General features: G+C 67.7%; 26 protein-coding genes. 1 reads left to right on the top strand and 25 read right to left on the bottom strand.

Annotated elements, in window-relative coordinates:
* Positions 1–4: 4 nt before the first annotated feature.
* The 8 genes from frr to ACOQPE_RS09975 form a co-directional block, all read right to left on the bottom strand.
* Positions 5–526, bottom strand: a complete 522-nt coding sequence (frr, locus tag ACOQPE_RS10010) for a ribosome recycling factor (protein WP_420608773.1) — start codon at positions 524–526, stop codon at positions 5–7.
* A gap of 88 nt (positions 527–614) precedes the next feature.
* Positions 615–1,313, bottom strand: coding sequence for a UMP kinase (pyrH, locus tag ACOQPE_RS10005; RefSeq protein WP_419917394.1), 699 nt, complete (start codon positions 1,311–1,313; stop codon positions 615–617).
* Positions 1,314–1,393: 80 nt separating this feature from the next.
* Complete coding sequence (tsf, locus tag ACOQPE_RS10000) at positions 1,394–2,200, bottom strand: translation elongation factor Ts (protein ID WP_420608772.1); 807 nt, start codon at positions 2,198–2,200, stop codon at positions 1,394–1,396.
* A 1-nt stretch (position 2,201) separates the two neighbouring features.
* Positions 2,202–3,266 (bottom strand): 30S ribosomal protein S2, encoded by a 1,065-nt coding sequence (gene rpsB / locus ACOQPE_RS09995; protein ID WP_420608771.1) that lies wholly within the window; start codon positions 3,264–3,266, stop codon positions 2,202–2,204.
* Between the two features lie 190 nt (positions 3,267–3,456).
* Positions 3,457–3,966, bottom strand: coding sequence for a murein hydrolase activator EnvC family protein (locus tag ACOQPE_RS09990; protein ID WP_420608770.1), 510 nt, complete (start codon positions 3,964–3,966; stop codon positions 3,457–3,459).
* Positions 3,967–4,034: 68 nt separating this feature from the next.
* Positions 4,035–4,967: a tyrosine recombinase XerC gene (locus ACOQPE_RS09985; RefSeq protein WP_420608769.1), complete on the bottom strand. Its 933-nt coding sequence runs from the start codon at positions 4,965–4,967 to the stop codon at positions 4,035–4,037.
* 63 nt (positions 4,968–5,030) lie between these two features.
* Positions 5,031–6,254, bottom strand: coding sequence for a DNA-processing protein DprA (gene dprA, locus ACOQPE_RS09980; protein WP_420608768.1), 1,224 nt, complete (start codon positions 6,252–6,254; stop codon positions 5,031–5,033).
* A 35-nt stretch (positions 6,255–6,289) separates the two neighbouring features.
* Positions 6,290–7,807 carry a YifB family Mg chelatase-like AAA ATPase gene (locus ACOQPE_RS09975; RefSeq protein WP_420608767.1) on the bottom strand — a complete coding sequence of 506 codons (1,518 nt, stop codon included), beginning with the start codon at positions 7,805–7,807 and terminating at the stop codon, positions 6,290–6,292.
* Positions 7,808–8,162: 355 nt separating this feature from the next.
* Between ACOQPE_RS09975 and ACOQPE_RS09970 the strand changes: the two genes are divergently transcribed.
* Positions 8,163–8,381 (top strand): hypothetical protein, encoded by a 219-nt coding sequence (locus ACOQPE_RS09970; RefSeq protein ID WP_420608766.1) that lies wholly within the window; start codon positions 8,163–8,165, stop codon positions 8,379–8,381.
* Positions 8,382–8,394: 13 nt separating this feature from the next.
* On the opposite strand, the gene ACOQPE_RS09965 is transcribed toward ACOQPE_RS09970, so the two are convergent.
* The 17 genes from ACOQPE_RS09965 to coaD all read right to left on the bottom strand — a co-directional run bounded on the left by ACOQPE_RS09965 (position 8,395) and on the right by coaD (position 22,271).
* Positions 8,395–8,739 (bottom strand): YraN family protein, encoded by a 345-nt coding sequence (locus ACOQPE_RS09965; protein ID WP_420608765.1) that lies wholly within the window; start codon positions 8,737–8,739, stop codon positions 8,395–8,397.
* A 38-nt stretch (positions 8,740–8,777) separates the two neighbouring features.
* Entirely contained in the window at positions 8,778–9,122 is a 345-nt protein-coding gene (gene rplS / locus ACOQPE_RS09960; protein ID WP_419553838.1) for a 50S ribosomal protein L19, read from the bottom strand.
* A gap of 51 nt (positions 9,123–9,173) precedes the next feature.
* Entirely contained in the window at positions 9,174–9,917 is a 744-nt protein-coding gene (gene trmD, locus ACOQPE_RS09955) for a tRNA (guanosine(37)-N1)-methyltransferase TrmD (protein WP_420611383.1), read from the bottom strand.
* A 37-nt stretch (positions 9,918–9,954) separates the two neighbouring features.
* Positions 9,955–10,464, bottom strand: a complete 510-nt coding sequence (gene rimM / locus ACOQPE_RS09950) for a ribosome maturation factor RimM (protein WP_420608764.1) — start codon at positions 10,462–10,464, stop codon at positions 9,955–9,957.
* On the bottom strand, positions 10,430–10,702 hold the full coding sequence (locus ACOQPE_RS09945) for a KH domain-containing protein (protein WP_420608763.1): 273 nt from the start codon (positions 10,700–10,702) through the stop codon (positions 10,430–10,432). Before ACOQPE_RS09945 ends, rimM begins: the two co-directional genes overlap by 35 nt.
* Positions 10,699–11,175, bottom strand: coding sequence for a 30S ribosomal protein S16 (rpsP, locus tag ACOQPE_RS09940; RefSeq protein WP_420608762.1), 477 nt, complete (start codon positions 11,173–11,175; stop codon positions 10,699–10,701). The genes ACOQPE_RS09945 and rpsP overlap by 4 nt, the downstream gene beginning before the upstream one ends.
* 271 nt (positions 11,176–11,446) lie before the next feature.
* A complete protein-coding gene (ffh, locus tag ACOQPE_RS09935; RefSeq protein WP_420608761.1) occupies positions 11,447–12,946 on the bottom strand; it encodes a signal recognition particle protein in 1,500 nt (499 codons plus the stop codon).
* A 12-nt stretch (positions 12,947–12,958) separates the two neighbouring features.
* Positions 12,959–14,062 (bottom strand): signal recognition particle-docking protein FtsY, encoded by a 1,104-nt coding sequence (ftsY, locus tag ACOQPE_RS09930; RefSeq protein WP_420608760.1) that lies wholly within the window; start codon positions 14,060–14,062, stop codon positions 12,959–12,961.
* Between the two features lie 11 nt (positions 14,063–14,073).
* The gene (locus ACOQPE_RS09925; RefSeq protein WP_420608759.1) at positions 14,074–17,229 is read right to left on the bottom strand and encodes a chromosome segregation SMC family protein; all 3,156 of its coding nucleotides are present in this window, start codon (positions 17,227–17,229) and stop codon (positions 14,074–14,076) included.
* A gap of 27 nt (positions 17,230–17,256) precedes the next feature.
* Positions 17,257–18,087, bottom strand: coding sequence for a DNA-formamidopyrimidine glycosylase family protein (locus ACOQPE_RS09920; protein WP_420608758.1), 831 nt, complete (start codon positions 18,085–18,087; stop codon positions 17,257–17,259).
* A complete protein-coding gene (gene rnc, locus ACOQPE_RS09915; RefSeq protein WP_420608757.1) occupies positions 18,080–18,844 on the bottom strand; it encodes a ribonuclease III in 765 nt (254 codons plus the stop codon). The genes ACOQPE_RS09920 and rnc overlap by 8 nt, the downstream gene beginning before the upstream one ends.
* Before the next feature lies 1 nt (position 18,845).
* Positions 18,846–19,136, bottom strand: a complete 291-nt coding sequence (locus ACOQPE_RS09910; RefSeq protein ID WP_419854094.1) for an acyl carrier protein — start codon at positions 19,134–19,136, stop codon at positions 18,846–18,848.
* 13 nt (positions 19,137–19,149) lie between these two features.
* On the bottom strand, positions 19,150–20,172 hold the full coding sequence (plsX, locus tag ACOQPE_RS09905) for a phosphate acyltransferase PlsX (RefSeq protein ID WP_420608756.1): 1,023 nt from the start codon (positions 20,170–20,172) through the stop codon (positions 19,150–19,152).
* Between the two features lie 19 nt (positions 20,173–20,191).
* A complete protein-coding gene (rpmF, locus tag ACOQPE_RS09900; protein ID WP_420608755.1) occupies positions 20,192–20,413 on the bottom strand; it encodes a 50S ribosomal protein L32 in 222 nt (73 codons plus the stop codon).
* A 45-nt stretch (positions 20,414–20,458) separates the two neighbouring features.
* Positions 20,459–20,938, bottom strand: coding sequence for a YceD family protein (locus ACOQPE_RS09895; protein WP_420608754.1), 480 nt, complete (start codon positions 20,936–20,938; stop codon positions 20,459–20,461).
* Between the two features lie 77 nt (positions 20,939–21,015).
* On the bottom strand, positions 21,016–21,789 hold the full coding sequence (locus tag ACOQPE_RS09890; RefSeq protein ID WP_420608753.1) for a hypothetical protein: 774 nt from the start codon (positions 21,787–21,789) through the stop codon (positions 21,016–21,018).
* Positions 21,786–22,271 (bottom strand): pantetheine-phosphate adenylyltransferase, encoded by a 486-nt coding sequence (coaD, locus tag ACOQPE_RS09885; RefSeq protein ID WP_420608752.1) that lies wholly within the window; start codon positions 22,269–22,271, stop codon positions 21,786–21,788. Before coaD ends, ACOQPE_RS09890 begins: the two co-directional genes overlap by 4 nt.
* Between the last annotated feature and the right edge of the window lie 97 nt (positions 22,272–22,368).

Raw genomic sequence — 22,368 nt, 5'->3', positions numbered from 1 at the left:
TCGGTCAAACCTCGAGGAGTTCTTGCTCCTTGGCATCCAACGCCCGGTCAATGTCTCCGACGAATTTGGCGGTGTCGGCGTCGAGCTCCTGTTCGAAGCTGCGCTTCTGGTCGGCGGAGATCTCCTTCTCCTTTTCGAGGGTATCGAGATCGTGACGAGCGCTGCGACGCAGATTGCGCACCGCAACGCGCCCGTCCTCGGCCATCTGCTTGACCACGCGTACCAGATCCTTGCGCCGATCCTCGGTCAAGGGGGGGAAGAGCAATCGCAGGACATGGCCATCGCTCGATGGATTGATGCCAAGGTCAGACTCCATCACCGCCTTGGAGATTGCGTCGAGCGCGCCCCGGTCGAACGGCTGGATGACCAGCATGCGGGCCTCGGGCACCGAGAACCCCGCGAGCTGCTGCAACGGAACGGCTGCGCCGTAGTAGTCGACTTGCAGCTTCTCGACCAGCGCTGGTGTTGCGCGGCCCGTCCGGACGGTGGCGAAGTTCCCGCGGGCATGTTCGACAGCGCCGCGCATCCGTTCGCGAGCGTCCGCACAGATCTCAGCGGCGAATTCGCTCACCCGACCAGCGTAGCGATGACCTGTCGGGAGTGACCGTCACCTCTCAGCGCACCAGCGTGCCGAGCGCTTCGCCTTCGACGACGCGGCGGAAATTGCCCTGCGTCATGAGGTCGAAGACCACGATGGGAGTGGCATTGTCCTTGCACACGGCGATTGCCGCGGAGTCCATTACCGCCAGCTCCCGGGAGAGCACTTCAAGAAACGTGACTTCGCTGAGGAGCTGAGCATCCGGATCGGTCTGCGGATCTGCCGTATAGACGCCGTCGACACCGGAATGAGTGCCCTTCAGCACGACGTCAGCGTCGACTTCCGCGGCGCGCAACGCTGCCGCCGTGTCGGTCGTGAAGAACGGGTTGCCGGTACCCGCCGCAAAGATCACTACCCGGCCTTTCTCCAGGTGGCGCACAGCCCGGCGCCGGATATAGGGCTCTGCGATCTGTGCCATGCCGATGGCGGTCATCACACGGGTGGGCACTTCTCTGCGTTCGAGTGCATCTTGCAACGCAAGCGCATTGATGACAGTGGCGAGCATGCCCATGTGGTCGGACTGGGCGCGGTCCATGCCGCCGATCGAGCCCGCCATGCCGCGCCAAATGTTGCCGCCCCCGACGACGACAGCGATATCAACCTTCAACGAGGTCCAGACGTCGGCAATCTCCGACGCCAGCGAATCCACCACAGCGGCGCTGACGTTGTTCCCTCCGGCGTCGGCCAACGCCTCGCCCGACAGCTTGAGCACCACCCGCTTCCACTCACGGGCTGCGTGTTGGCGCGGATCTTCCTTCTGCGGCTCCGGGGTCTCCGCCGCAGCCACAGCGATGCTCAGCGGCCGATCTCGACTTGGGCGAAACGTGTCACGTTCGCCGATCCGACGAGATCGGCGATCGTTCGCTTCTCGTCCTTCACGAACTTCTGCTCCATGAGCGTGTGCTCACGCAGGTAACCCGTCAGGCGGCCCTCGACGATCTTCGGCAGCGCAGCCTCGGGCTTGCCCTCATTCCGGCTGATTGCCTCGAAGGTGGCTCGCTCCCGGTCGAGGACCTCCGTTGGCACGTCCGAGCGCCGGATGTAGGTCGGGCGGTTGCTCGCGATATGCAACGCCACATCGTGAGCAAGCTCCGGCGTCGCCCCTTCGATCTCCACGAGTACAGCATTGACGCCGCGGCCATTCTGCTGGTGGACGTAGGCGTCGATGCAGGAGCCAGCGGGGGCCTCGAAGCGCTCCACGGTGCCGACTGCGATGTTCTCTTTGAGCGTGATCTTCAGATCGTCGATGACGGCTGCCGCTTCGGCGACGGCAGACGCACCGCTTGCGATCACATCGGTCAGCATCTTGTCTGCCATTGACAGAAACCCGTCAGACTTGGCGACGAAGTCTGTCTCGCAGCGCAATTCGACGATGGCGCCGACGGAGCCGTCGCCACTGTCAACCACGCGAGCCACAACGACGCCGTCGCTGTTGTCACGATCTGCTCGGGCCGCGGACTTGGCGATGCCGTTCTCGCGCAGCCACTGCGCAGCCGCGTCGGCATCCCCATCGCATCGGGTCAGCGCGTTCTTTGCATCCATCATCCCGGCGCCCGTGGCGTGGCGCAGGGCCTGTACGTCCTTCGCTGTGAACGCCGCCATGTCAGGACGCTCCCTGTGATGCAGATGAAGGGGCGAGGGATTCAGCCTCAGTCGCATCGTCCGCCGCCTCCGCCGTTTCGGCGGCAGGCTCGGCGGACGCGGACGTATCGCCGGCGGGCTCGTCCGGCGCAGATGCCTCGGCAGCGGGGACTGTGTCACCAGCGACATCAGCCGCTGCGGCAGGGGCCTCAGCCGACCGCATGTCAGGAACGGCAGCCGCCGCGGCGGCCTTCTTGGCCTGGTCGGCAGCAATTCGGGCCTCGCGGGCTGCGGCCTCGGCCATGGCAGCCCGCTGCGCCTCGGCCTGCTGTGCGGCGATGCGTGCCTCTTCCTCAGGCGAGCGCTCGCCTGCGGGAGCCACGGCCACGCCGCTGCGCTCGGCCATGTATCGGCCTTCCAAGGCGGCGTCGGCGATGACACGGCACAGCAGTTCGGTCGAGCGGATGGCGTCGTCGTTGCCGGGGATGACGTAGGAGATCGGATCGGGATCGGAGTTCGAGTCGGCGACGGCGACCACCGGCAGCTTCAGCCGAACAGCCTCCGCCACCGCGATGTGCTCCTTCGGGGTGTCGAGCACGAAGACGGCGTCCGGCAGCTTGTCCATATTCCGGATGCCGTTCAGGTTGCGCTGCAGCTTGGTGAGCTCACGGGTGTGCAGCAGGGCTTCCTTCTTGGGCATGTTGTCGAAGTCGCCTGCGGACTGCATCCGCTCGTACTCGAGCATCTTGGTGACCCGGCCGCGGATCGTGCGGAAGTTGGTCAGCATTCCGCCCAGCCAACGCTGGTTCACATAGGGCATGCCGCACGCATTGGCATGGCGTTGGATCGGATACTGGGCCTGGCGCTTGGTGCCGACGAACAGGATCGTGCCGCCACGGGCCACGGTGTCGCGCACGTAGGCGTAGGCGTCTTCGAGGAGTTGGAGCGTCTGCCGGAGGTCGATGATGTAAATGCCGTTGCGCTCGCCCCACAGGAACCGTTCCATCTTCGGATTCCAGCGGCGGGTTTGGTGGCCGAAATGCACGCCGGCGGCGAGCAGGTCGGACATGGTCACAACAGCGGACATGAATGCTCCTCCCCACGGTTCGAATCTCTGCACCGGGGACGACGCCGCTTTGGCAGCGGCGACCGTGGGGTCGCCCCGGCTGGTCAGTGAATGGTCGGTGGCATTGTGATCTCGGCGAGACGCGCTGGCGCAGACTCGGGCTTCCGGGAGACTCGGCCTCCTGAATGCCAGGCCTCCGTCGGCGTAAGCCTCAGAGCACCGCATTGCCGACGCCGGAGTGTAACCAGCGCAGTTGCAGGCGATACACGGCGGGCGACGAGGGGACGAGATGCGGGCGGCCAAGCGAAGGCTGCCCACTCGGGCTGCCACGGCTGCCGAAAACCTGAGCCGGGTCGAGGTAGATCTCGCCCCGGCGCACGCCGACATGCAGCCGATCGCCCGCCGTGCCGAGTTGTTGTCGTTGCTGGACCCGCTCGCCTCTGCGCACGCCGATCGACGCAACCCCCGAGTACGACACTCGCAGACCGTCGGGATGGCTCACCGTGACATGCAATCGCCCGCCTACCGGCCCGGCGAAGCTGACGACTCCATCGGCCGCAGCCCAGAATGCCGAGCCGGGCTGCGTCGCGAACTCGAGGCCGCGATTGCCGGGTCCGTACGGGTTGTCCGGCGGCCGGAATGGGTCCACGACGGTGCCCTGCACCGGCCAGATGTAGCCGAGCGCCGGTCCAGACTGTGCGGGCACGGATTGTGCTGGCACGGCCTGTGCCCACGCCGGGCCGCTTGCGACAGCCAGCACAGCCGCACCCGCAACAGCGAATGCGATGGTCAGGCGCGCGGGTGTGCCGACTCGTAGACCTCCCGGAGACGCTCCTTGCTGACCCGCGTGTAGATCTGCGTGGTCGCGAGTCGCCCGTGGCCGAGCAGTTCCTGCACCACGCGCAGGTCGGCTCCGCCGTCCAGCAGATGCGTGGCGTAGGTGTGTCGCAGGGCATGCGGATGGGTCGGCGTAGCGGCGTGACGATCCAGGATCCGCTGGACGTCCCGAGTGCCGAGCCGGTTGCCGCGCAGGTTCACCAGCAGTGCCGCAGGGTCGCGGTCGGCCGGCTCGCGCAGCCGCTGCCCGTCGAACGCGTCGCTGCCGCCATCGCGCCACGCGGCGAGCAACGCCATGGCCGGCTCGCTGAGCGGCACCCGGCGATGCTTGGCGCCCTTGCCGATCACCTCGATGTGAGCGCTGCCGGGCCGGAAGGCACCGCGATCGAGCTGACAGAGCTCGTTGACGCGCAGGCCGCTGCCGTAGAGCAGCTCGAGCACGAGCCGGTCGCGCAGCTCGGTCGGATCGTCTGGCACCGTGCCGTCGCCCAGCATCTCGGACACTTCGGCCGCACCCAGGACGCGTGGCAAGCGTCCCGAGCCAGCAGGCGCGACTAGCCCGAGCGCCGGGTCGACCTCGATGGCGCCTTGACGCGCCAGCCACCCGAAGTAGCGCCTCAATGCGGACGCTTTGCGAGCCACCGAGCGTCGCGACAGCCCGCGCACCGACAGGAATGCGATGTAGCGGCGCAGCCAGCGCCGATCGACATCGCTGGGTACGTTGAGCCCGGCCCGGGCCGCCCATTCGGCGAACTGGCGCAGATCCGAACGGTAGGCGCGCTTGGTGGAATCCGATGCCGCAGTCAGCGACAGAACGAATTCGGGGACTCGCCACACCGGCGGCGTCCCAGTCTCGGGATGCGACATCGCCAGACCCACAGTCACCAGAACCACAGTACCGATGGGTCCCCACCGGTTCGCAAGCCCCGCCAGGGCAATCTCGGGCACTCATCGGGCCTTCTCCCACCAACCACCGGTTTCGCTGGCCCAGCCCGACAGCTGCAACCGGCCCAGCGCCGACGCCAGCTCGCCGAGGCTGGCACCGGTTTGCAGCGCCAGCTCGTCGAGCGTGCGAGGCCCGGCGGTGAACTCGTCGAGGATCTGGCGGTCGAGCGGCTCGTCCGGCTGCGACCCTGCGGCGACCGCTGCGGCCGTTCGGGCCACGGTGCGGCCCCGCGCATCGCGCTCGGTCTCGCTGCGCTCACACGCTGGCCGGGCCGGGGACTCGGCGTCCAATGCCGACAGCACGTCGGCCACCTCGCAAACCGGCGCGCACCCGTCAGCGAGCAGCCGGTTGGCGCCGGCTGAGGCCGCGCTGGTGATCGGCCCCGGCACAGCCATCACCGGCCGGTCCCGCTCGGCTGCGGCGTCGACTGTGTACATCGAGCCGCCCGTCGTCCCGGACTCGACCACAACCAGCACCTCGGACAGTGCCGCCACGATCCGGTTGCGCGCCGGGAACTGCCAGTGCGCTGCACGCCGGCCGAGCGGGTACTCGCTGAGCAGTGTCCCGCGTCGTGCCACATCGGCCCACAGCGTCCGGTTCGAGGCGGGGTACACCTGGTCGAGCCCGCTGCCGACGACGCCGGCGACCGGCCCGCCCGCGTCGAGCGCCGCTCGCTGAGCGATGCCGTCGATGCCGGTCGCCAATCCCGACACCACTGCCACTCCCGCCGCTGCGAGGCCCGCCCCGAGTTGCTGTGCCACTGTGCGCCCATACGCAGTGCATCGCCGTGTGCCCACAACGCCGACGCGCCGGATCTCCGGATCGATCGCAACGCCCTGGCCGAACAGCAGCGCAGGAGGCTCGGGATCTGACTCCCAGATCTCGGCTGCATCGCTGCGAGCCGGCACAGATAGCCAGATGCCCTCACGCGCATGCATAGCGAGCAAGTCGGCGCCGACGGGATGCCCGCTGATCGCCGCACGCTCGAAGGCCAATGCGGCCTGCCGCCGCCATGTCGCGATCAGCTGCTCATCCACACCGCGGCACGATCGCAACGCCGTCAGCACCGCAGCCCGCCCGGCACGCAGCTGATCGATGGACTCAAGGGCGTCACGGCTGCTCAACAAGGCACGCAGTCGCGCCGGGCCCATGTGCGGCAACGAGCACAGCTCGATCAGCGCACCGAGTTCCGCTCGCTCGGCATCGGAACGGCCGACGGTGCTCACGGCGTGACCCTCCCCGCCGCTGTCTCCGCCCCAGCTCACGCTGCCGTGGCAGGCGCGTGCAGCCTGCCCACGCTGGCGCGCAGCGTGAGCGCTTCGTTGAGGCGTTCAGCATCGACGAGCGGTTCGTCCCCGGCGAGATCGCACAGCGTGAGCGCGACGCATCGCACGCGATGCAACCCGCGGCCGCTGAGCAGCCCGCCACGCAGTCGCTCACGTAGCGCTGTGTGGGCAGCAGGTGTGAGCGGGGCGAAGTGCTCGAGCTGCGCGCCGGTCAGCTCGACATTGGCCTCGACACCCCGAGAGGCGGCCCGCTCGCGAGCCGCGGCCACCCGGCCGGCCACGGCGGCGGTCGGCTCACCGCGGATGCCGTCGAGCAATTGGTCGGGATCGGGCGGCCGCACTTGGATGCGGAGATCGAAGCGGTCGAGCAGCGGCCCCGAGAGGCGCCGGAGGTATCGCTGGCGGACGAGGTCCGAGCAGCGGCAGGAGTTCGGCCTACCGGCTTGGCCACACGGGCACGGATTCATGGCCGCCACAAGCAAGAAGCGAGCCGGAAACGAGCACGTGCCCAACGCTCGGCTCACTCGAACGACGCCTTCTTCGAGCGGCTGGCGCATGGCATCGAGCACGCTGGGCGCGAATTCGCCGAGTTCATCGAGGAAGAGCACGCCGCGGTGTGCAAGCGAGATCTCTCCGGGGCGAATCGCATTCGTACCACCGCCGATCAGCGCAGTCACCGTGGCGGTGTGATGGGGACTGCGGAGAAGCGGCCGAGTGGCCAAGCCGGTAGGCAGCGGCAGCCCTGCTGCCGACTGGACCCGCGTGGCCTCCATCGCACACTGCCGGCTGAGCTCGGGCAGCAGGCCCACCAGTCGCCGGGCCAGCATCGTCTTGCCTGCGCCCGGAGGTCCCAGCATCAACAAGTGGTGACCGCCCGCCGCGGCAACCTCGACCGCCCGTCGAGCGGAGGGCTGCCCGATCACGTCGCTGAGATCGGGCACCGGCACGGGGGACGGCTGTGGCGGGACCGGCGGCGGATCGGGCCACGGTGCGCGGCCTGCGAGCACCGACGCGAGCTGGCCCAGCGTGCGAACCGGGTGAACGTCTCGCGGATTTGCTGCGAGTGCAACGTGATAGGCCTCGGACGCAACCACGACCGCACGGTCGCGGAGCGCGTCGGTGAGCGGCAGCATGCCGGCCGTGCCCCTGACGGCTCCATCGAGGCCGAGTTCGCCCAGGAACGCCTTCCCGCGCAACGACTCGGCTGGCACTTGCTCGGTGACTGCGAGCACGGCCACTGCCATGGCCACGTCGAGAACCGCGCCCCCTTTGCGCAAGCCTGACGGTGCCAGGTTGACAGTGACGCGACTGTCGGGCCAGTCGAGTCCCGATGACAGCACCGCCGCCCGAACCCGGTCACGCGCTTCGCGACAGGCGGCATCGGGCAGCCCGACAATGGTGAACGACGGCAGTCCGTTCGAGGTGTGCACCTCAACGGTAACGACGTGACCGTCGACGCCGACCAGCGTCGCGGTCGTTGCAGTAGCCAGCATGGGCCTCCTCCGGCAACTCGGACCGGACGCGGCGCCGAGGTGGCGCAGTCCGGATTCGACGAAGAAGCCCGCTTGGGGGCCACGATCGGTACAGCGGCGTCGGTGACGACTGACCTGCTGAGCCTGCATCACGGCACGCGAGCCATCGCTGCAGCCTCGACGGGGACCGTACACCGGAGCCGCCCATAACAGGCTGGCATTTTCTGACGCCACGCGGCCGAGCCGCGCCGGGCGATACTGCACGAGTGGGATACGACCCGTATCGCAAGCACAGCATCACCCGGCTCGACTACGTGCTTGTTGCCGTCGCCTCGCTGGTCGCGCTCGGCCTGGTGCTGTGGGCGGTGCTGGCCTGATGCCGCCGATACGCCAACTCGAGCCCGTGCCCGGTTTCGAGGTGCGCCGGGTGCAGCCTTTCGAAGCGGTCAAGCGATACGTCTGCGGCGGCTGCGGCAACTCCATCGAGGCCGGTACCGGCCATGTGGTCGCCGTGCCGATCGATGCTCCCGATCTCCGGCGTCACTGGCACTGGGGTTGCTGGCAGGCACGCGACCGGCGGCGGCCGGTGGGGTGAACAGCGCCGGCCGCTAGAAGGCCCCGGTGAGCACCTCTACCTTGCGGCCCATCACAGACGCGGCGTCACAGCGAATCGGACCGCTCCAACCGCCCCGCTGGCGCACGTAGTGCGCTGCGAGCCGTCGGACCTGCTGCTGCTTACGCGCGGTGATCGCCTCGAAGCCCGTACCGAAGCGATCACTGGAACGGGTCTTCACTTCGCAGATCACCAAGTGGGTTCCGTCGGTCACCACTAGGTCCAGCTCCCCGAGCTGGCATCGCCAATTGCGATCCAGTACGCGGTAGCCGCGCTCGGCATACCAGCGCTCGACGAGACCTTCGCCGTACCTGCCGAGTGCCTGACGCCGAGCGGTCACGCGCGCCCCGCGTCCGGCCCGCGACCGATCGTGTGCCGCTAGAAGCGCTTCTCGGGAATACGCGCTGCCTTGCCGACGCGGTCGCGCAGGTAGTACAGCTTCGCTCGGCGCACATCGCCGACCGCTACCCGCTCGATCTTCGCGATGGTGGGAGCGTGCAGCGGAAATGTCCGCTCGACCCCGACGCCGAAGCTGAGCTTGCGAACCGTGAAGGTTTCGCTGATGCCCGACGAGTGCCGTGCGATCACGTAACCCTCGAACACCTGCGTGCGCTGGCGGTTGCCCTCGACGACGCGCACATGGACGCGCACGGTGTCACCAGGGCCGAAGTCGGGGTGATCGTCTCGAAGACGAGCCTGGTCGACAAGATCGGTGCTGCCCATGGCGATCCGACTCCTGTGATCGGCGTGACGACGAACACCGCAGGCTAGTGGTCAGTCCGCGGATTGCCGCAACGAGAGTTCGAGGCCGAACTCTGTGAGGAGCTCTCGGTCCGCCTCGCTCACGCCTCGTGCTGCCAGCAGATCGGGGCGCTCTGCCGCAGTGCGGATGAGCGCCATCGCCTGGCGCCAACGACCGACACGAGCGTGGTCGCCGCTGCGCAGCACTTCGGGCGCGTCGAGTCCGCGGAACGATGCGGGGCGCGTCCACTGCGGGTGCTCCAGCAGCCCGGTCGCGAAGCTCTCTTCCTCGCTGGAAGCCTCGTTGCCCAATACACCGGGCACCAGCCTTCCGACCGCTTCCACGACAACCATGGCGGCGAATTCGCCGCCCGCCAGCACCACATCGCCGACGGAAACCGAGCCGTCGACGAGCTCGGTGCGGATGCGTTCGTCCACGCCTTCGTAGCGGCCGCACAGCAGGCTGAAACCGCCTGAGGTTGCCAGCTCGGCGGCCATCGCCTGATCGAATCGCCGGCCGCCAGCGTCGAGCAACAGCAGCGGCCGTGGAGGCGCGACCGCCTCGACAGCCGCAAAGACCGGCTCAGGCATCAGGATCATGCCCGGCCCGCCTCCGAAGGGAGCATCGTCGACCGTGCGATGGGCGTCTGTGGTCGCCAGCCGCAGGTCCCAGCAGCGGATGTCGAGCACGCCGCTGCGTCGGGCCCGCCCGAGAATGCTCAGCTCGCACATGGCATCGAGCTCGTCGGGGAAGATGGAGAACAGGTCGATGCGCAGCTCCGCCGCCGGCCCCTGCGCCGGAGTGGGTTGGACGCTAGCCGAGCTCGAAGAGGCCATCGGGTACCTCCACGTGGACGGCACCGGGTTCGCTGCGCACCACGAAGGTCAGCGGCACGAGGTGCCCGGTGTCGAGCTCGAGCAGATCCGCCGCCGGATTCGCCACAACAGCCCTGATCACGCCGGCGTCGAATCCGTGCTGATCGATGACCGAGCTTCCGCACAACTCGTGCACCCAGAGCTCGTCGGGATCGTCCAACGGCTCAGCAAACACTGTCGTTCCGGTCAACGCTGCCGCAGCATCACGATCGTCGATGCCCTCAAAGCTGACGAGCCATCGATTGCCGTCGAAGCGGGCACGGGACACCACTCGCTCCCCTGCTGCGGTGATGAGCTTCGAGCCGACATCGAATCGCTCCAACCGGTTGGTGACCGGGTGCATCACGACGTCGCCGCGCACACCGTGCGCGCGCCCGACAGTCGCGATCTCCAGCAGGCCTGCTGGATGGGATTCAGTCCCGGAAGTCGACTTCGACCTGGACGCCATCGCGATGGGCTGCGGCGCGCACCAGCGTTCGGATGGCGTTCGCGACGCGACCTCGCTTGCCGATGACCCGGCCGATGTCATCCGAGCTCACCGTCGCCGTCAAGCTCAGCTTCGAGCCTGACTCCGCGATCTCCACTTCCACCTGGTCGGGATGCTCGACAAGCTGAGCGATGAGATACAGCAGGACCTCTTCGGCAGTGGTGGTCTCGGTGTCTTCGCCGGTGTGACCGTCGGTCACTGGGCCTCCCCAGGTTCAGGAGACTTCGGCTCAGGTGCCCCATCCAGGAGCGCTGGCTCATCGGCAGGCACTTCTGCGGAAGTCTCTGGTGAGTCGTCTGCACCCGGCTCGGGCGTATCGAGCACCAGATCGGGCGTAGGTGCGGCTGCGGGTGCGGGCTCGGACGATGCAGCTTGCACAGCCTCAGGGCTGCTGTCTGCGGGCTCAGAGGAGCCCTGCGAGCGGAATTCGTCCCACGCGCCGGAAATCGTCAGCAGCTTGGAGACGGTGTCGCTGGGCTGAGCCCCGTGGCTGAGCCAATGGACAGCGCGCTCATTGGCGATCGAGATCGCAGAGGGCTCCTGTCGAGGGTCGTAGGTGCCGATGATCTCCAGAACGCGGCCATCGCGTGGCTTGCGGCTGTCGACTGCGACGACGCGATAGCTGGGCTGCTTCTTCTTGCCGGTGCGCTTGAGGCGCAGACGAACGGCCATGTTGCTCCCGGTTAGGTGTATTCGGATGGGGGCTCGTTGGGGATCGGCGAGCCAAGCAGGCCGCCGCGCCGACGAACGATCCTAACGGGCCACTGCTCGCTAACCCCTTGGAGGCTGAGCCGCATGGCGAAGCCGTGGCCCGAGCGGCCCGTGAGCCCGAATTCAATCGAGATTGGGAACAAGAGCGGGAAGCAAAGCGTGGCACCACGGGAAGTTCCGCCAATCCGCGCACGCTCTTGGAGACGCGCCCGCTGTGGAAGCGGATGAGTGCTCAGCGGCCGGGCAGCTTCAGGTCGAGCGCATCCCAGTCGATGTCGGCGACCGATGGCTTGCCTGCCGGCTTGCCCGCCCGGGATGCTCCCTTGGGCGTGGCCCTGCCTCCCCCGCCAGTGCGCGAGCCGCCCCCGGCGCTCTTTCCACGCTTGCGAGCAGCTTTACGGCCGGCCGGACGACGCTTCGAGCCCAGACCCATCATGCCGCCCATCATCTTGCGCATCTGGGTGAACTGCTTGAGCAGGTTGCTGACCTGCGCTGATGACGTGCCGCTGCCGGCAGCGATGCGGGCCCGGCGGGAGGCGTCGATGATCTCCGGCGACACGCGCTCCGCCGGCGTCATCGACAGCACGATGGCTTCGGCGGTGGTGATGCGATCATCGTCGATCTCGGCATTGCGGACCTGATCGGAGACACCCGGCATCATCGAGACGATGCTCTGCAGGTTGCCCATCTTGCGGAGCTGACGAAGCTGATCCACGAAATCGTCGAGCGTGAATGTGCCCTCGACGAGGCGCTGAGCGGCCGCCTCCGCCTCTTCCTGCTCGTAGACGCGCTCTGCCTTCTCGATGAGCGTCATCACGTCGCCCATGCCGAGAATCCGGCTCGCCATGCGGTCCGGATGGAATTGCTCGAAGTCGTCGATCTTCTCTCCGACCGACGCGAAGGCCACCGGGCGGCCGACGACCTCGGCGACTGACAGGGCCGCACCGCCGCGAGCGTCGCCGTCGAGCTTGGTCAGGATGATCCCGTCCACTTCGAGCGTTGCGTGGAAGGCCTCAGCGGTCGCAACAGCGTCCTGGCCCACCATGGAGTCGACGACGAGGAAGGTGTAATGGGGTTCGACGGCGTCCGAGATGCGCGCCACCTCGGTCATCAGCTCGGCATCGACCGCCAGCCGGCCCGCCGTATCCACGATGAGCACATCGCGGCCGGCATGGCGGGCGTGGGCGAGTCCGCCGGCCGCACAGGCCACAGGGTCGCTCGCTTGGCCCCTGTCGCCTGTTTCGCCCGCTTGGCTCCATACCTCCACATCGATGCTGCGGGCCAGCGTCCGCAACTGTTCGACGGCTGCGGGACGCTGCAAGTCGGCCCCCACCAGCAGCGGGTTGCGGCCCTGGGACTTGCACCACTGGGCCAACTTGGCTGCAGCGGTCGTCTTGCCGGAGCCCTGGAGTCCGGCCAGCAGCACGACGGTGGGCGGTTTTGACGCGAACTGGACGTTCAGCGGGCTGGTGCCCAGGATGTCGATGAGCTCGTCATTGACGATCTTGGTGACCTGCTGGCCGGGCGTGAGGCTGGCGGTGACCTCACCGCCGACGCTGCGCTCGCGGACCCGCTCCACGAAGCGGCGCACCACCGCAACATTGACGTCGGCCTCGAGCAACGCCAATCGGATCTCGGCCAGTGCCTCGTCGACGTCGGCAGGACGCATGCGTCCGCGACCCCGCAGGCCCCGCAGAGTCCCGGACAGGCGTTCAGTCAGCGTGTCGAACATCACTCATCCCTACTAGCCGGCATCGACGCCGAGCAGCGCATCGACGTAGCTGTCGGCGTCGAAGTCGACGAGATCGTCGGGGCCTTCGCCGAGCCCCACCAGCTTCACCGGCAGGCCTAGTTCGGCCTCGATGGCGAAGACGATGCCGCCCTTGGCCGAGCCGTCCAGCTTGGTGAGCACCACGCCCGTGACATCGGTGGCCTCGGCGAAGGCCCGCGCTTGGCTCAAGCCATTCTGACCAGTCGTGGCGTCGATGACGAGCAGCGTCTCGGCAACTGCGCCCGGTTCACGATCAGCGACCCGGCGGACTTTCGCGAGCTCATCCATCAGGTTCTTGCGGTTCTGCAGCCTCCCGGCCGTGTCAGCAAGGACCACGTCGGCACCGCGGGCCGCCGCCGCGCTGACGGCGTCATGCACCACCGAGCTGGGATCCGCCCCGGAGCTGCCCGAGATCAGCTCCGCCCCGCATCGATCCGCCCACGTCTGCAGCTGCGAGGCCGCGGCTGCGCGGAAGGTGTCGGCGGCCGCCATCACCACAAGCTGACCGTCCGCCGAGAGCCGGGCGCCCACCTTGCCGATCGTGGTGGTCTTGCCCACACCGTTGACTCCCACGAACAGCCAGACAGGCGTGGCGCCCTCCCGGTCCGGAGCGGTCGCGTGCAGCGTGCGATCCGCATCAAGCGCTGCGCGCATCTGGTCAGCCAGCGCTTGCACCAGTTCGTCGGCATCGATGATGTCCTGATCGGCGGCAGTGCTGCGCAGGCGTTCCAGTGTGGCCATCGTGGTCGCCACGCCGACATCGGCGCCGAGCAAGGCCTCTTCCAGGCTCTCCCACGCGGTCTCGTCAGGTTGCCGTCGGTTGATCGACGCCAGGCGCTCGCGCAGCGTGCGGCGCGATGAGGCCAGTCCCGAGCTGAAGGTGGCTGGGGTCGGCGCCCGCACCGCGACCGGCTCATCGATCGCCCGTGCCGCAGGTGGGGACACGGCGACAGGCGTGTGCGGCGATGCCGGTCTCGAGCACCGCTGCCTTGCACGATGAACGAATGGAAGGGAGCCGAGGAGCACCGTCGCCACGACAAAGATGACAATGACGATGAGAACTGTCGTGGTGCTCACTGGTCGGCAGGCTACCGAGGCACCGTCGCGGGCTCCCTGCCGTGCTCCGACTCGGGCTGTTCTGCCATGGGCTCGTCGGCGCCGGGTGAGCCGCCAGCAGCGATGAGTGCGGCCGCTTGGGAAGGCCGCTCCGAAACGACCACGCTCGATCCGCCGGGCGGCATCGACACGCCGTACAGGACGTCAGCCGATTCCATCGTGCGTCGTTGGTGGCTCACGATGATCAACTGCGACTCCCGCCGGAACTCTGCCACCAGATCGAGGAAACGCTGCAGGTTGACGTCGTCGAGCGCTGCTTCGACTTCGTCGAGGACATAGAACGGCGACGGCCGACTGCGGAAGACAGCAAAGAGGTAGGCCAGCGCCACCAGCGAACGCTCGCCGCCCGACAGCAGCGACAACCGTCCGATGCGCTTGCCGGCCGGCCGAACATCAAGTTCCACACCGCACGTGAGGAGCTCTTCGGGATCGGTCAGCGAGAGCCGGCCCGTGCCGCCCGGGAACAGTGTGCCGAACAGCTCGGCAAAGTTCCGGGCGACATCTTCGAATGCGTCCGCGAATGTGGCGATGATCTCTGCGTCGATGGCACGGATGACCTTGTGCAGCTCTCTGCGGCTGTTGCGCACATCCGCGAGCTGGGTGGCCACGAATTCGAAGCGCTCCGAAGCCTCCTCGTACTCCGACAGCGCCAGCGGGTTCACCGGGCCCAGACGGTTCAGATCCGCGCGAAGTGCCCGCTCGTGCGCCGAGGCGGTGACGCCGTCGGGCAGCGGCGGCGGCGATGCAGCAAGCGCCGTCGCCGGGTCTGCATTGAAGTCCGCACGCAGCGCCGAGATCAGGGCGTCGCGCTTGGTGCGCCGTTCCGCATCCGCCACGTCGAGAGCCGCCAGTTCAGTGCGCAACCGCTCTAGGCGGGAAGCAGTAGCGTCGCGCTCGTGACGGAGTGCATCGAGACGTTCCGTGAGCTGCCGAATGAGCTCGGTGCGGGCCTCGTGGCGAGAACGCAAGTGGCGCGCCTCGGCATCGAGGCGTTGACGGTGCTGCGAGAGCAGCAGCGCAAGATGATCCAACCCCGACACGATGACTTCGGCCCTGTCCAGCCGAGCGGCAGCGGCTGCGTGGGAATTCTCGTGACCTGCAAGACGCTGGGAAATGGCACCGAGCCGCTCGGCGAGCGCCGACCGGCGCCGCTGCTGCGCGGCGGCCCGGTCGTGGGCGGCCTGAGCCTGAGCGGCCTGCCGGGCCGCAGCAGTGGCGATGCGGCGCCGCAGCGTCTCCGCTGTGCGCTGAGCCTGCTGGAACGCATCGAGCGCGGCCCGGTGCACCTGCCGTGCCGAAGCCCACGCTGCGGCAGCCTGACGATGGTCGTGGGTCAGGTCGTCAATCCGTCCGCGGGCGTGATCGAGCGCCGCGGTGGCCGCAGCCGGTCCCGCGCTGCCGATCCGCCAACGTCGAGGCCCGAACCGGTCGCCGTTTGCCGTCACGAAGACCGCGTCGCGGTCGGCCAGCGCGCGGTCGTACGCGCTCGACCAATCGCCCGGAACACAGATCGCTGCACCGACAACTGCGTCCAGCAACGTCTCGAGCTCATCGCGGCACCACTCCGGAGCTTCGACAGCCACCTGCAGATGCGGCCGCACCAACTCGCCGTCTGCTGCCTGGCGGCTCGGTTCGCGAGCGACGGGCAGCTTGTCGAGCGAGATCACCGAGCCGTTCGTATCGCTGTCAGCAAGCGCTGCAAGCGCCGCGGAAGCTGCGCCGTCATCGCGAACGACGACTGCCAGCAGCGCTCCGTCCGCAGCAGCCTCGGCGGCAGCCTCCCAGCCGACATCGATCGTCACCAGATCGCCGAGCACACCGACGACTCCGGCCACGCCATCCAGCGCAGCGATGCCGGAATCGGTGCGTGCAGCGGCGACGGCCGACGCCAACGCCTCGAACCGCCCGATCCAGTGCTGCAGCTCCTCCGCCGAGCTCCGCTGATGCTCGTCGGCCTCTGACAGCGTGGCGGCTGCAGCGGCGAGACGCGCCTCGGCCTCGGCACTGGCCTCTTCAGCCTCATTCACCGCCGCATCGTCGCCGGTCTCCAAGTTCGCTTCGTCCGGCGGTTCCTTCGAAGGCGAAGACTGCGCGGGGGCTGCGTCGATCTCTGCCAGTTCGGCTGAGACGCGTGCGTGCTCGTCGGTCAGCGTCACCACTACGTCGGAATCGAGCAGGGCGTTGCGCTCGCGCTCGACTGAGCGCATTCGCTCATACGTCTGGCCGATCAAGCCGCGCGCCCGCTCCGACAGCGACACCGCCCGCGGCAGCCGATCAGCCGGCTCGGCTGACAGTTGTGCGAGCTGTGACTGCGCGCCGTCGATCGCCCCGTCGATGTCGGAAATCGATGCCACCGCCGCTTCCTGCTGGGCTGCGAAGGTGACCCGCCGAGCGTCGGACGTGCTCTGCCCCGCCTGATGTGCAGCCAGCTCGCGTCCCGCGTTGTAGAGCTGAAGCTCAGCCAGTTCTGCGCTGATCTCCCGGTGCCGCTGAGCAGCGGTGGCCTGCCGCTCCAGCGGCCGAAGCTGGCGACGCAGCTCACGCTGCAGATCCACCAGGCGAGTCACATTTGCCTCGGTGCCCTCCAGCCGCCGCTCGGCGCGCTCCTTGCGGCGACGGAACTTCAGCACACCGGCCGCTTCCTCGATCAGCGCTCGCCGTTCTTCGGGACGGGCTGCCAGGACCTGCTCGATCTGGCCTTGGGCCACGATGATGTGCTGCTGGCGGCCGACCCCGGCGTCGTTGAGCAGTTCCTGCAGATCGAGCAGCCGGCAGGGCGTCCCATTGAGTGCATACTCGGATTCGCCCGAGCGGAACAACGTGCGGGTGATGGCTACTTCTGCAGTCTGCGTGGGCAGCGTCTGCGACTCGTTGTCGATGATCAGGGTGACTTGTGCTCGGCCCAGAGCCGTCCGGCGATCAGTACCCGCGAAAACGACGTCGTCCATCCGCTGGCCTCGCAATGCGCGCGGCCCCTGCGCACCGAGCACCCACGCGATGGCGTCGACGACGTTCGACTTGCCGCTGCCGTTCGGGCCCACCACCACCGTGACGCCTGGCTCGAATGTGAGCGTGGCCGTGTCTGCAAACGACTTGAAACCGGACAGTGTCAGGGAGCGAAGGAACACGGCAGCTCGAAGTGTGAGGGTTGGCGTCTACACCTGATAATCGCAGTAGTGGTGCGTCACACCCCGGATGACCGTGGTGAGGACATCGCCCCGGCCATTGCGACATCGCTCGCCCGCCCGCCCGAAGACTTCGAGATAGGGATCGAAGCCCCCTGACTTGCCGAAGATGTCGAGGTGGCCGCTGGTGCCCGAACCCCGGTACTTGATGGAGTTATGAACCGTTTCGACGATGGCGCGGTAGAGCCGCCGCACTTCTTGGGTGTTCAGTTCGCTGGCAACTCGTGCATGGGAGAGGCGCGCTGCATGCAGCACCTCGTCGGAATACATCGGTCCGAGCCCCACGACGAAGGTCGGGTCCAAGAGCAGTTCGCGGATGGTGTCGGAACGACCGCGCAGCATGAGGGCGAAGTCGGTCCAGGGCATCGGCATGTCAACCGGGTCGAAGCCGAGATCGACCTGGTCCGGGAACACTTTGTGGTAGCGGTTCTTGGCGATCACGCGCAGCGTCGCCTCAGCACCCGAGTCGAGCAGGCGCAACTGTCCGCCCTTGGTGAACGTCAGCACGACCTTGGTGTCGGGATCCTGTGGCGTTCTGGACGTGGCCCGCCGCAGTGACCCCGTAGCGCCAAAGTGCGCCACCATGACCTCGTCCGGCCCAAGGTCGAACAGCAGCAGCGTGCCGTCGCGAGACACCGACAAGATCTTCTTGCCTTCGAGCAGGTCGGCGAACTGCTGCTTCGACCGCATGGCCGGCAGTGCCTTCTTGGTGCCCGGGACATCGACCGTTTTGACCCGGCGGCCCGTGATTTCCTTGTCGAGATCGCGTCGGGCGATCTCGATCTCCGGCAATTCAGCCATGAGCGGGCTCCTCCGCATCGACAGGTGGATCGTCAAGGTCTGCAAGGCGAATGCACGCAGCTTGCGCCGCGCGACGCTCGGCAGCACGCTTGGTGGAACCCTCGCCGCGCCCCCAGACCTCATCGAATACGCGCGCCGCGGCAACGAATTGAGGGCGGTGCGCAGGTCCCGAGCTCGACACGTCGTAGGTGGGCTCGGTGCCGAATTGCCTAGCCACGAGTTCTTGCAGCCGGTTCTTTGCTTCACGCGTGCCCGGCTCGCTCGCCGCTTCGGCGAGACGCTCGCCCAGCAGCCGCTCGACGATGTCGCGAGCAGCAGCGAGGCCGCCGTCGAGAAACACGGCGCCCAGCACCGCTTCGAGCCCATCGGCCAGGATCGACTCCTTGTCGGCGCCACCGGTCGCAGCCTCACCCTTGCCCAGCAGCAGTGCCTGCCCGAGCTCGCAGTGCCGAGCGGCTTCGGCCAACGCGCCGGCGTTCACTACGGCGGATCGCACCGCACTCAGGTCACCTGGTCCGAGATCAGGCCAGCGCGTCACTGCAAGCTGGCAGACACACAGACCCAGCACGGCGTCTCCGAGGAACTCCAAGCGTTCATTGGAGGCCACCTGCGATCCCGTCGGCTGTTCCACGTTGCGCTCATGGCACCAGCTCCGGTGCGACAGCGCCTCGGTCAGAAGTCCGGCGTCAGCAAAGCGATATCCGACACGCCTCTCAAAGCTGTCGTGCTCAGCGAGTTCGGCGACAGCGGCCTCCACGTCAGCCGACGCGCTCCATCACGTAGTCAATGGCATCGCGCACGGTCTTGAGGTCTTCGAGGTCTTCGTCTTCGATGCGAAAGCCCACCGTGCGGTCCGACAGCTCCTCTTCCAGCGCCTCGACCAGTTCGATCAGTGCCAGCGAATCGGCTCCGAGGTCGTCCACAAACGAGGACGACTCGGCGACCGCCGAGGGTTCCAGCTCCAAGATGTCGGCGAGCTGGTCGCGGATGAGATCGAAGACCTCCTCGCGCTCGGGGGGACTCTGGCGCACGTGAGTTTCGGCGGGCATGGCGGCCACGAGCCTACCGGTGGTCCGCAGGAGGCGACGGGAGGCTGACGGCCGCCAGCTCGCCCAGCAAATCAGCCTCGACCATCCGGTGGGCGGACCTGATGGCGCTCGTGATGGCCTTCGGACTCGACGAACCGTGCGCGATCACACAGACTCCCCGAACGCCGAGCAGCATCGCTCCGCCGATGTTGTCGGCGCTCATTTCGTCGGCGAGCGGCGCCAGCAGGCGAAGTGCTTCTGCGCCCGCCTCCCCGCCCTCGGCGAGACGTTCGAGGATCAGACGCACGAAGAACGACGCCGTGCCTTCGAGAGATTTCAGGAGCACGTTGCCGGTGAAGCCGTCAGTGACCACGACATCGACGGGGCCGTCGAGGAGATCGCCCCCTTCGACGTTGCCGTAGAAATCGATCTCGTCGTCGGCCGCAAGCAGCTGATGAGTCTCCTTGACGAGCATGTTGCCCTTCTCGGGCTCCTCGCCGATCGAGAGCAACCCGACCCGCGGTGCCGCCACGCCGAAGCGGATGCGGCTGTACGCCGAGCCGAGCCGGGCGAACTGGTGCAGCCACTGGGCGCTGCAGTCGGCCATCGCGCCCGAGTCGAGCAGGACGCGTGCAGTGCGGCCTCCGGGGACGGGAAACGCTGTCGCTATGGCCGGGCGGGCAACTCCGGGCAGGCGCCTGAGCCTCAGCAGGGCTGCGGCCGCTACGGCACCGGTGTTGCCGGCGCTCACCATCGCCGAGGCCTCGCCGTCGCGCACTGCGTTCACCGCACGGCTGATCGACGAGTCCTTCTTGGTCCGCACCGCACGGCTCGGCTCCTCGGACATCTCGATGACATCTGCGGCCTCGATCATCGGGAGCGACTCGCCTCCGACAGCGGCGATCGCATCGCGGCGACCCACGAGGACGACATCGAGGCCCTCGCGCACGGCCTCCAGCGCACCCTCCACGACCGCAATGGGGGCATCATCGCCGCCCATTGCGTCCACGGCGACCGGCAGCGTCATCAGCCCGGCCCCGAGGTTGCCATTCGGCACGGCTTATCGCGATTCTGGCCTAGGCGATATCGAGGGCTTGGCGACCGCCGTACCAACCGCACTGCCCGCAAACTCGGTGGGGCAGCTTTGCAGCGCCGCAACGGGGGCACATGCTCCGCGGCGCCTCGGCCAGACGCCACGCCGCAGCGCGACGCGAACGCGTCTTGCTCTTGGATGTCTTCTTCTTGGGGACTGCCACCGTTCGGGCTCCTCGATCGGATCGACTCCTCGAGCGGACCATGCAGCCTATCCATTGGCGCTCCCGACCCGATACGCGAACCGGATATCAAGAGGTCTCATCCGTGCGGCCCCGCAGCGCCTCCAGCGCCTCCCAGCGCGGATCTGCGAGCTCCGCCAGGCCGCCTTCGGACGCTTCTTCGCTGGCCTCGGCGAGCTCTGCAGGAAGGTTCGGGCACGGCTCGGAATGCGGGCACCGGATGGCCTCGATGGGCAGCTCCAGCAGCACCGCCTCTCGCACCATCGGAGTGAGATCTGCATATTCGGGGCCGAGCCGGTATTGCTCGCCCTCACGGGGTTCGGCGGTGAACACCTCGCGGACCGCCGTCCGCACCTCCCCGTCGAGCGGCAGCCAGCAACGAGCGCACGGACCCGTCCAAGCGGCCGTGACCTCACCGGCGACGCTGAGGCCGCCGCCGATCAGTTCCAGCGCCAATGCCACCTCGACATCACTGTCGAGCGGCACTTCGACATCGGCGATGCTCAGGGCGTCTCGTGACTCAGGGTCGAGCAGCGCTGACGCTGGCACCGTCGCAGACCACGCGAGCTGACCGTCCGAAATCAACCGCAGGGGCACAGAAAGGGACCCGTGACGGTCCCCCTTGCTCACATCTGATCCTGGTCGAACACCACTGGATGAGTGTCGGGCGGACGAGCGTCAGGGCCGCGGCCGGCCGGTCCGGGCGCTCCAGTGCCAGCGGCTTCTCCTCCATTGTGTGCAGGCGGAGCACTCGGTGATGCAGGCGTCACCGGCGTCGCGGCACGCTTGCCGAGCTTTCGCCGAGCGGCCTGTACTGCAATCTGAACTTGGTCGACAGCGCTCGCGAACTGCGCGAGCTGCCGCTCGCAGTACTCGTCGACCTCGTGGCGGCGGCGACGGGTTTGGATTCGGGCATCGTCGAGCAGCTGGCGCGCACGCCGTTCGGCGGCACGCACAACCTCGGTTCGCTGCACCATCTGGGCGACGCGGCTGCGCGCCTCATCGATGACCAGATTGGCGTCAACACGTGCCTGAGCGAGCACCTCATCACGCTCGCGAAGCAGCCAGCGGGCCTGGCGTGTCTCGTCGGGCACGGCTGCCAGCGCAGACTCGAGCAGGGTCATCACTTCGTCCCGGTTGATCATGACCGAGGTGGACAGTGGCATCGGGCGTGCGGCGTCGATGATCTCCATGGCCTCACGGATGAACTGCTCGGCCGTCACCGAGGCAGGGCGTGGGGCGAGCGTTGCCGGGCCACGAGCATGTGCTGACGTCGGCGTCTCCTCAGTGGCCGCCGCAGTCTCGAACGACGGCTGCCCGAACGGAGCTTGCGGCTGGGGCGCTGCGGGGTGAACCCCCAACTGCGGCGGCGCCTCGACGCCCCCCTCGGACATGCTCATGTGCCCGCCTCCTGCGTGATGTGCTGCTTCAGTCGAGCGGCCACCGCAGGCGGCACGAGGTGCGAGCAGTCGCCGCCGAACTTGGTGATCTCCCGGATGTAGTTGGAAGCGATGAAGAGATGCTCGGTCCGCGGAGGGACGAAGACGGTCTCAACACCGGTGACCGAGTGATTCATGTGCGCCATGCGCAACTCCGACTCGAAGTCGCTCTGGCTGCGAAGCCCCTTCACGATGACATCGGCACCGAGGCGCTGAGCAAGGTCGACGACCAGTTCTCCGAACTGCACCACCGAGACGTTGCCGAGATGACTCGTGGCTTCGACGATCATCGCGACGCGCTCGTCATCGGAGAACAGGGGCGTGGCCTTGGCTGGATTCCGCATGGCCGCGACCGTGACCGAATCGAACAGCCGAGACGCCGTCGATATCACGTCGAGATGCCCGTTGTGCACAGGATCGAACGAGCCTGGATACATCGCCATGACCACCGAAAACGGTCCCTCCGGATCGATCCGTGTCCAGTGGGGCGACCGTACCGCGCCACGGTCACGAATCGAGGGACCCTCCCCGCCGAGCCGG

Source organism: Candidatus Poriferisodalis sp. (genome assembly GCF_965219595.1).
Classification (GTDB): domain Bacteria; phylum Actinomycetota; class Acidimicrobiia; order Acidimicrobiales; family Poriferisodalaceae; genus Poriferisodalis.
This window is presented reverse-complemented; position numbering and strand designations above follow the sequence as displayed.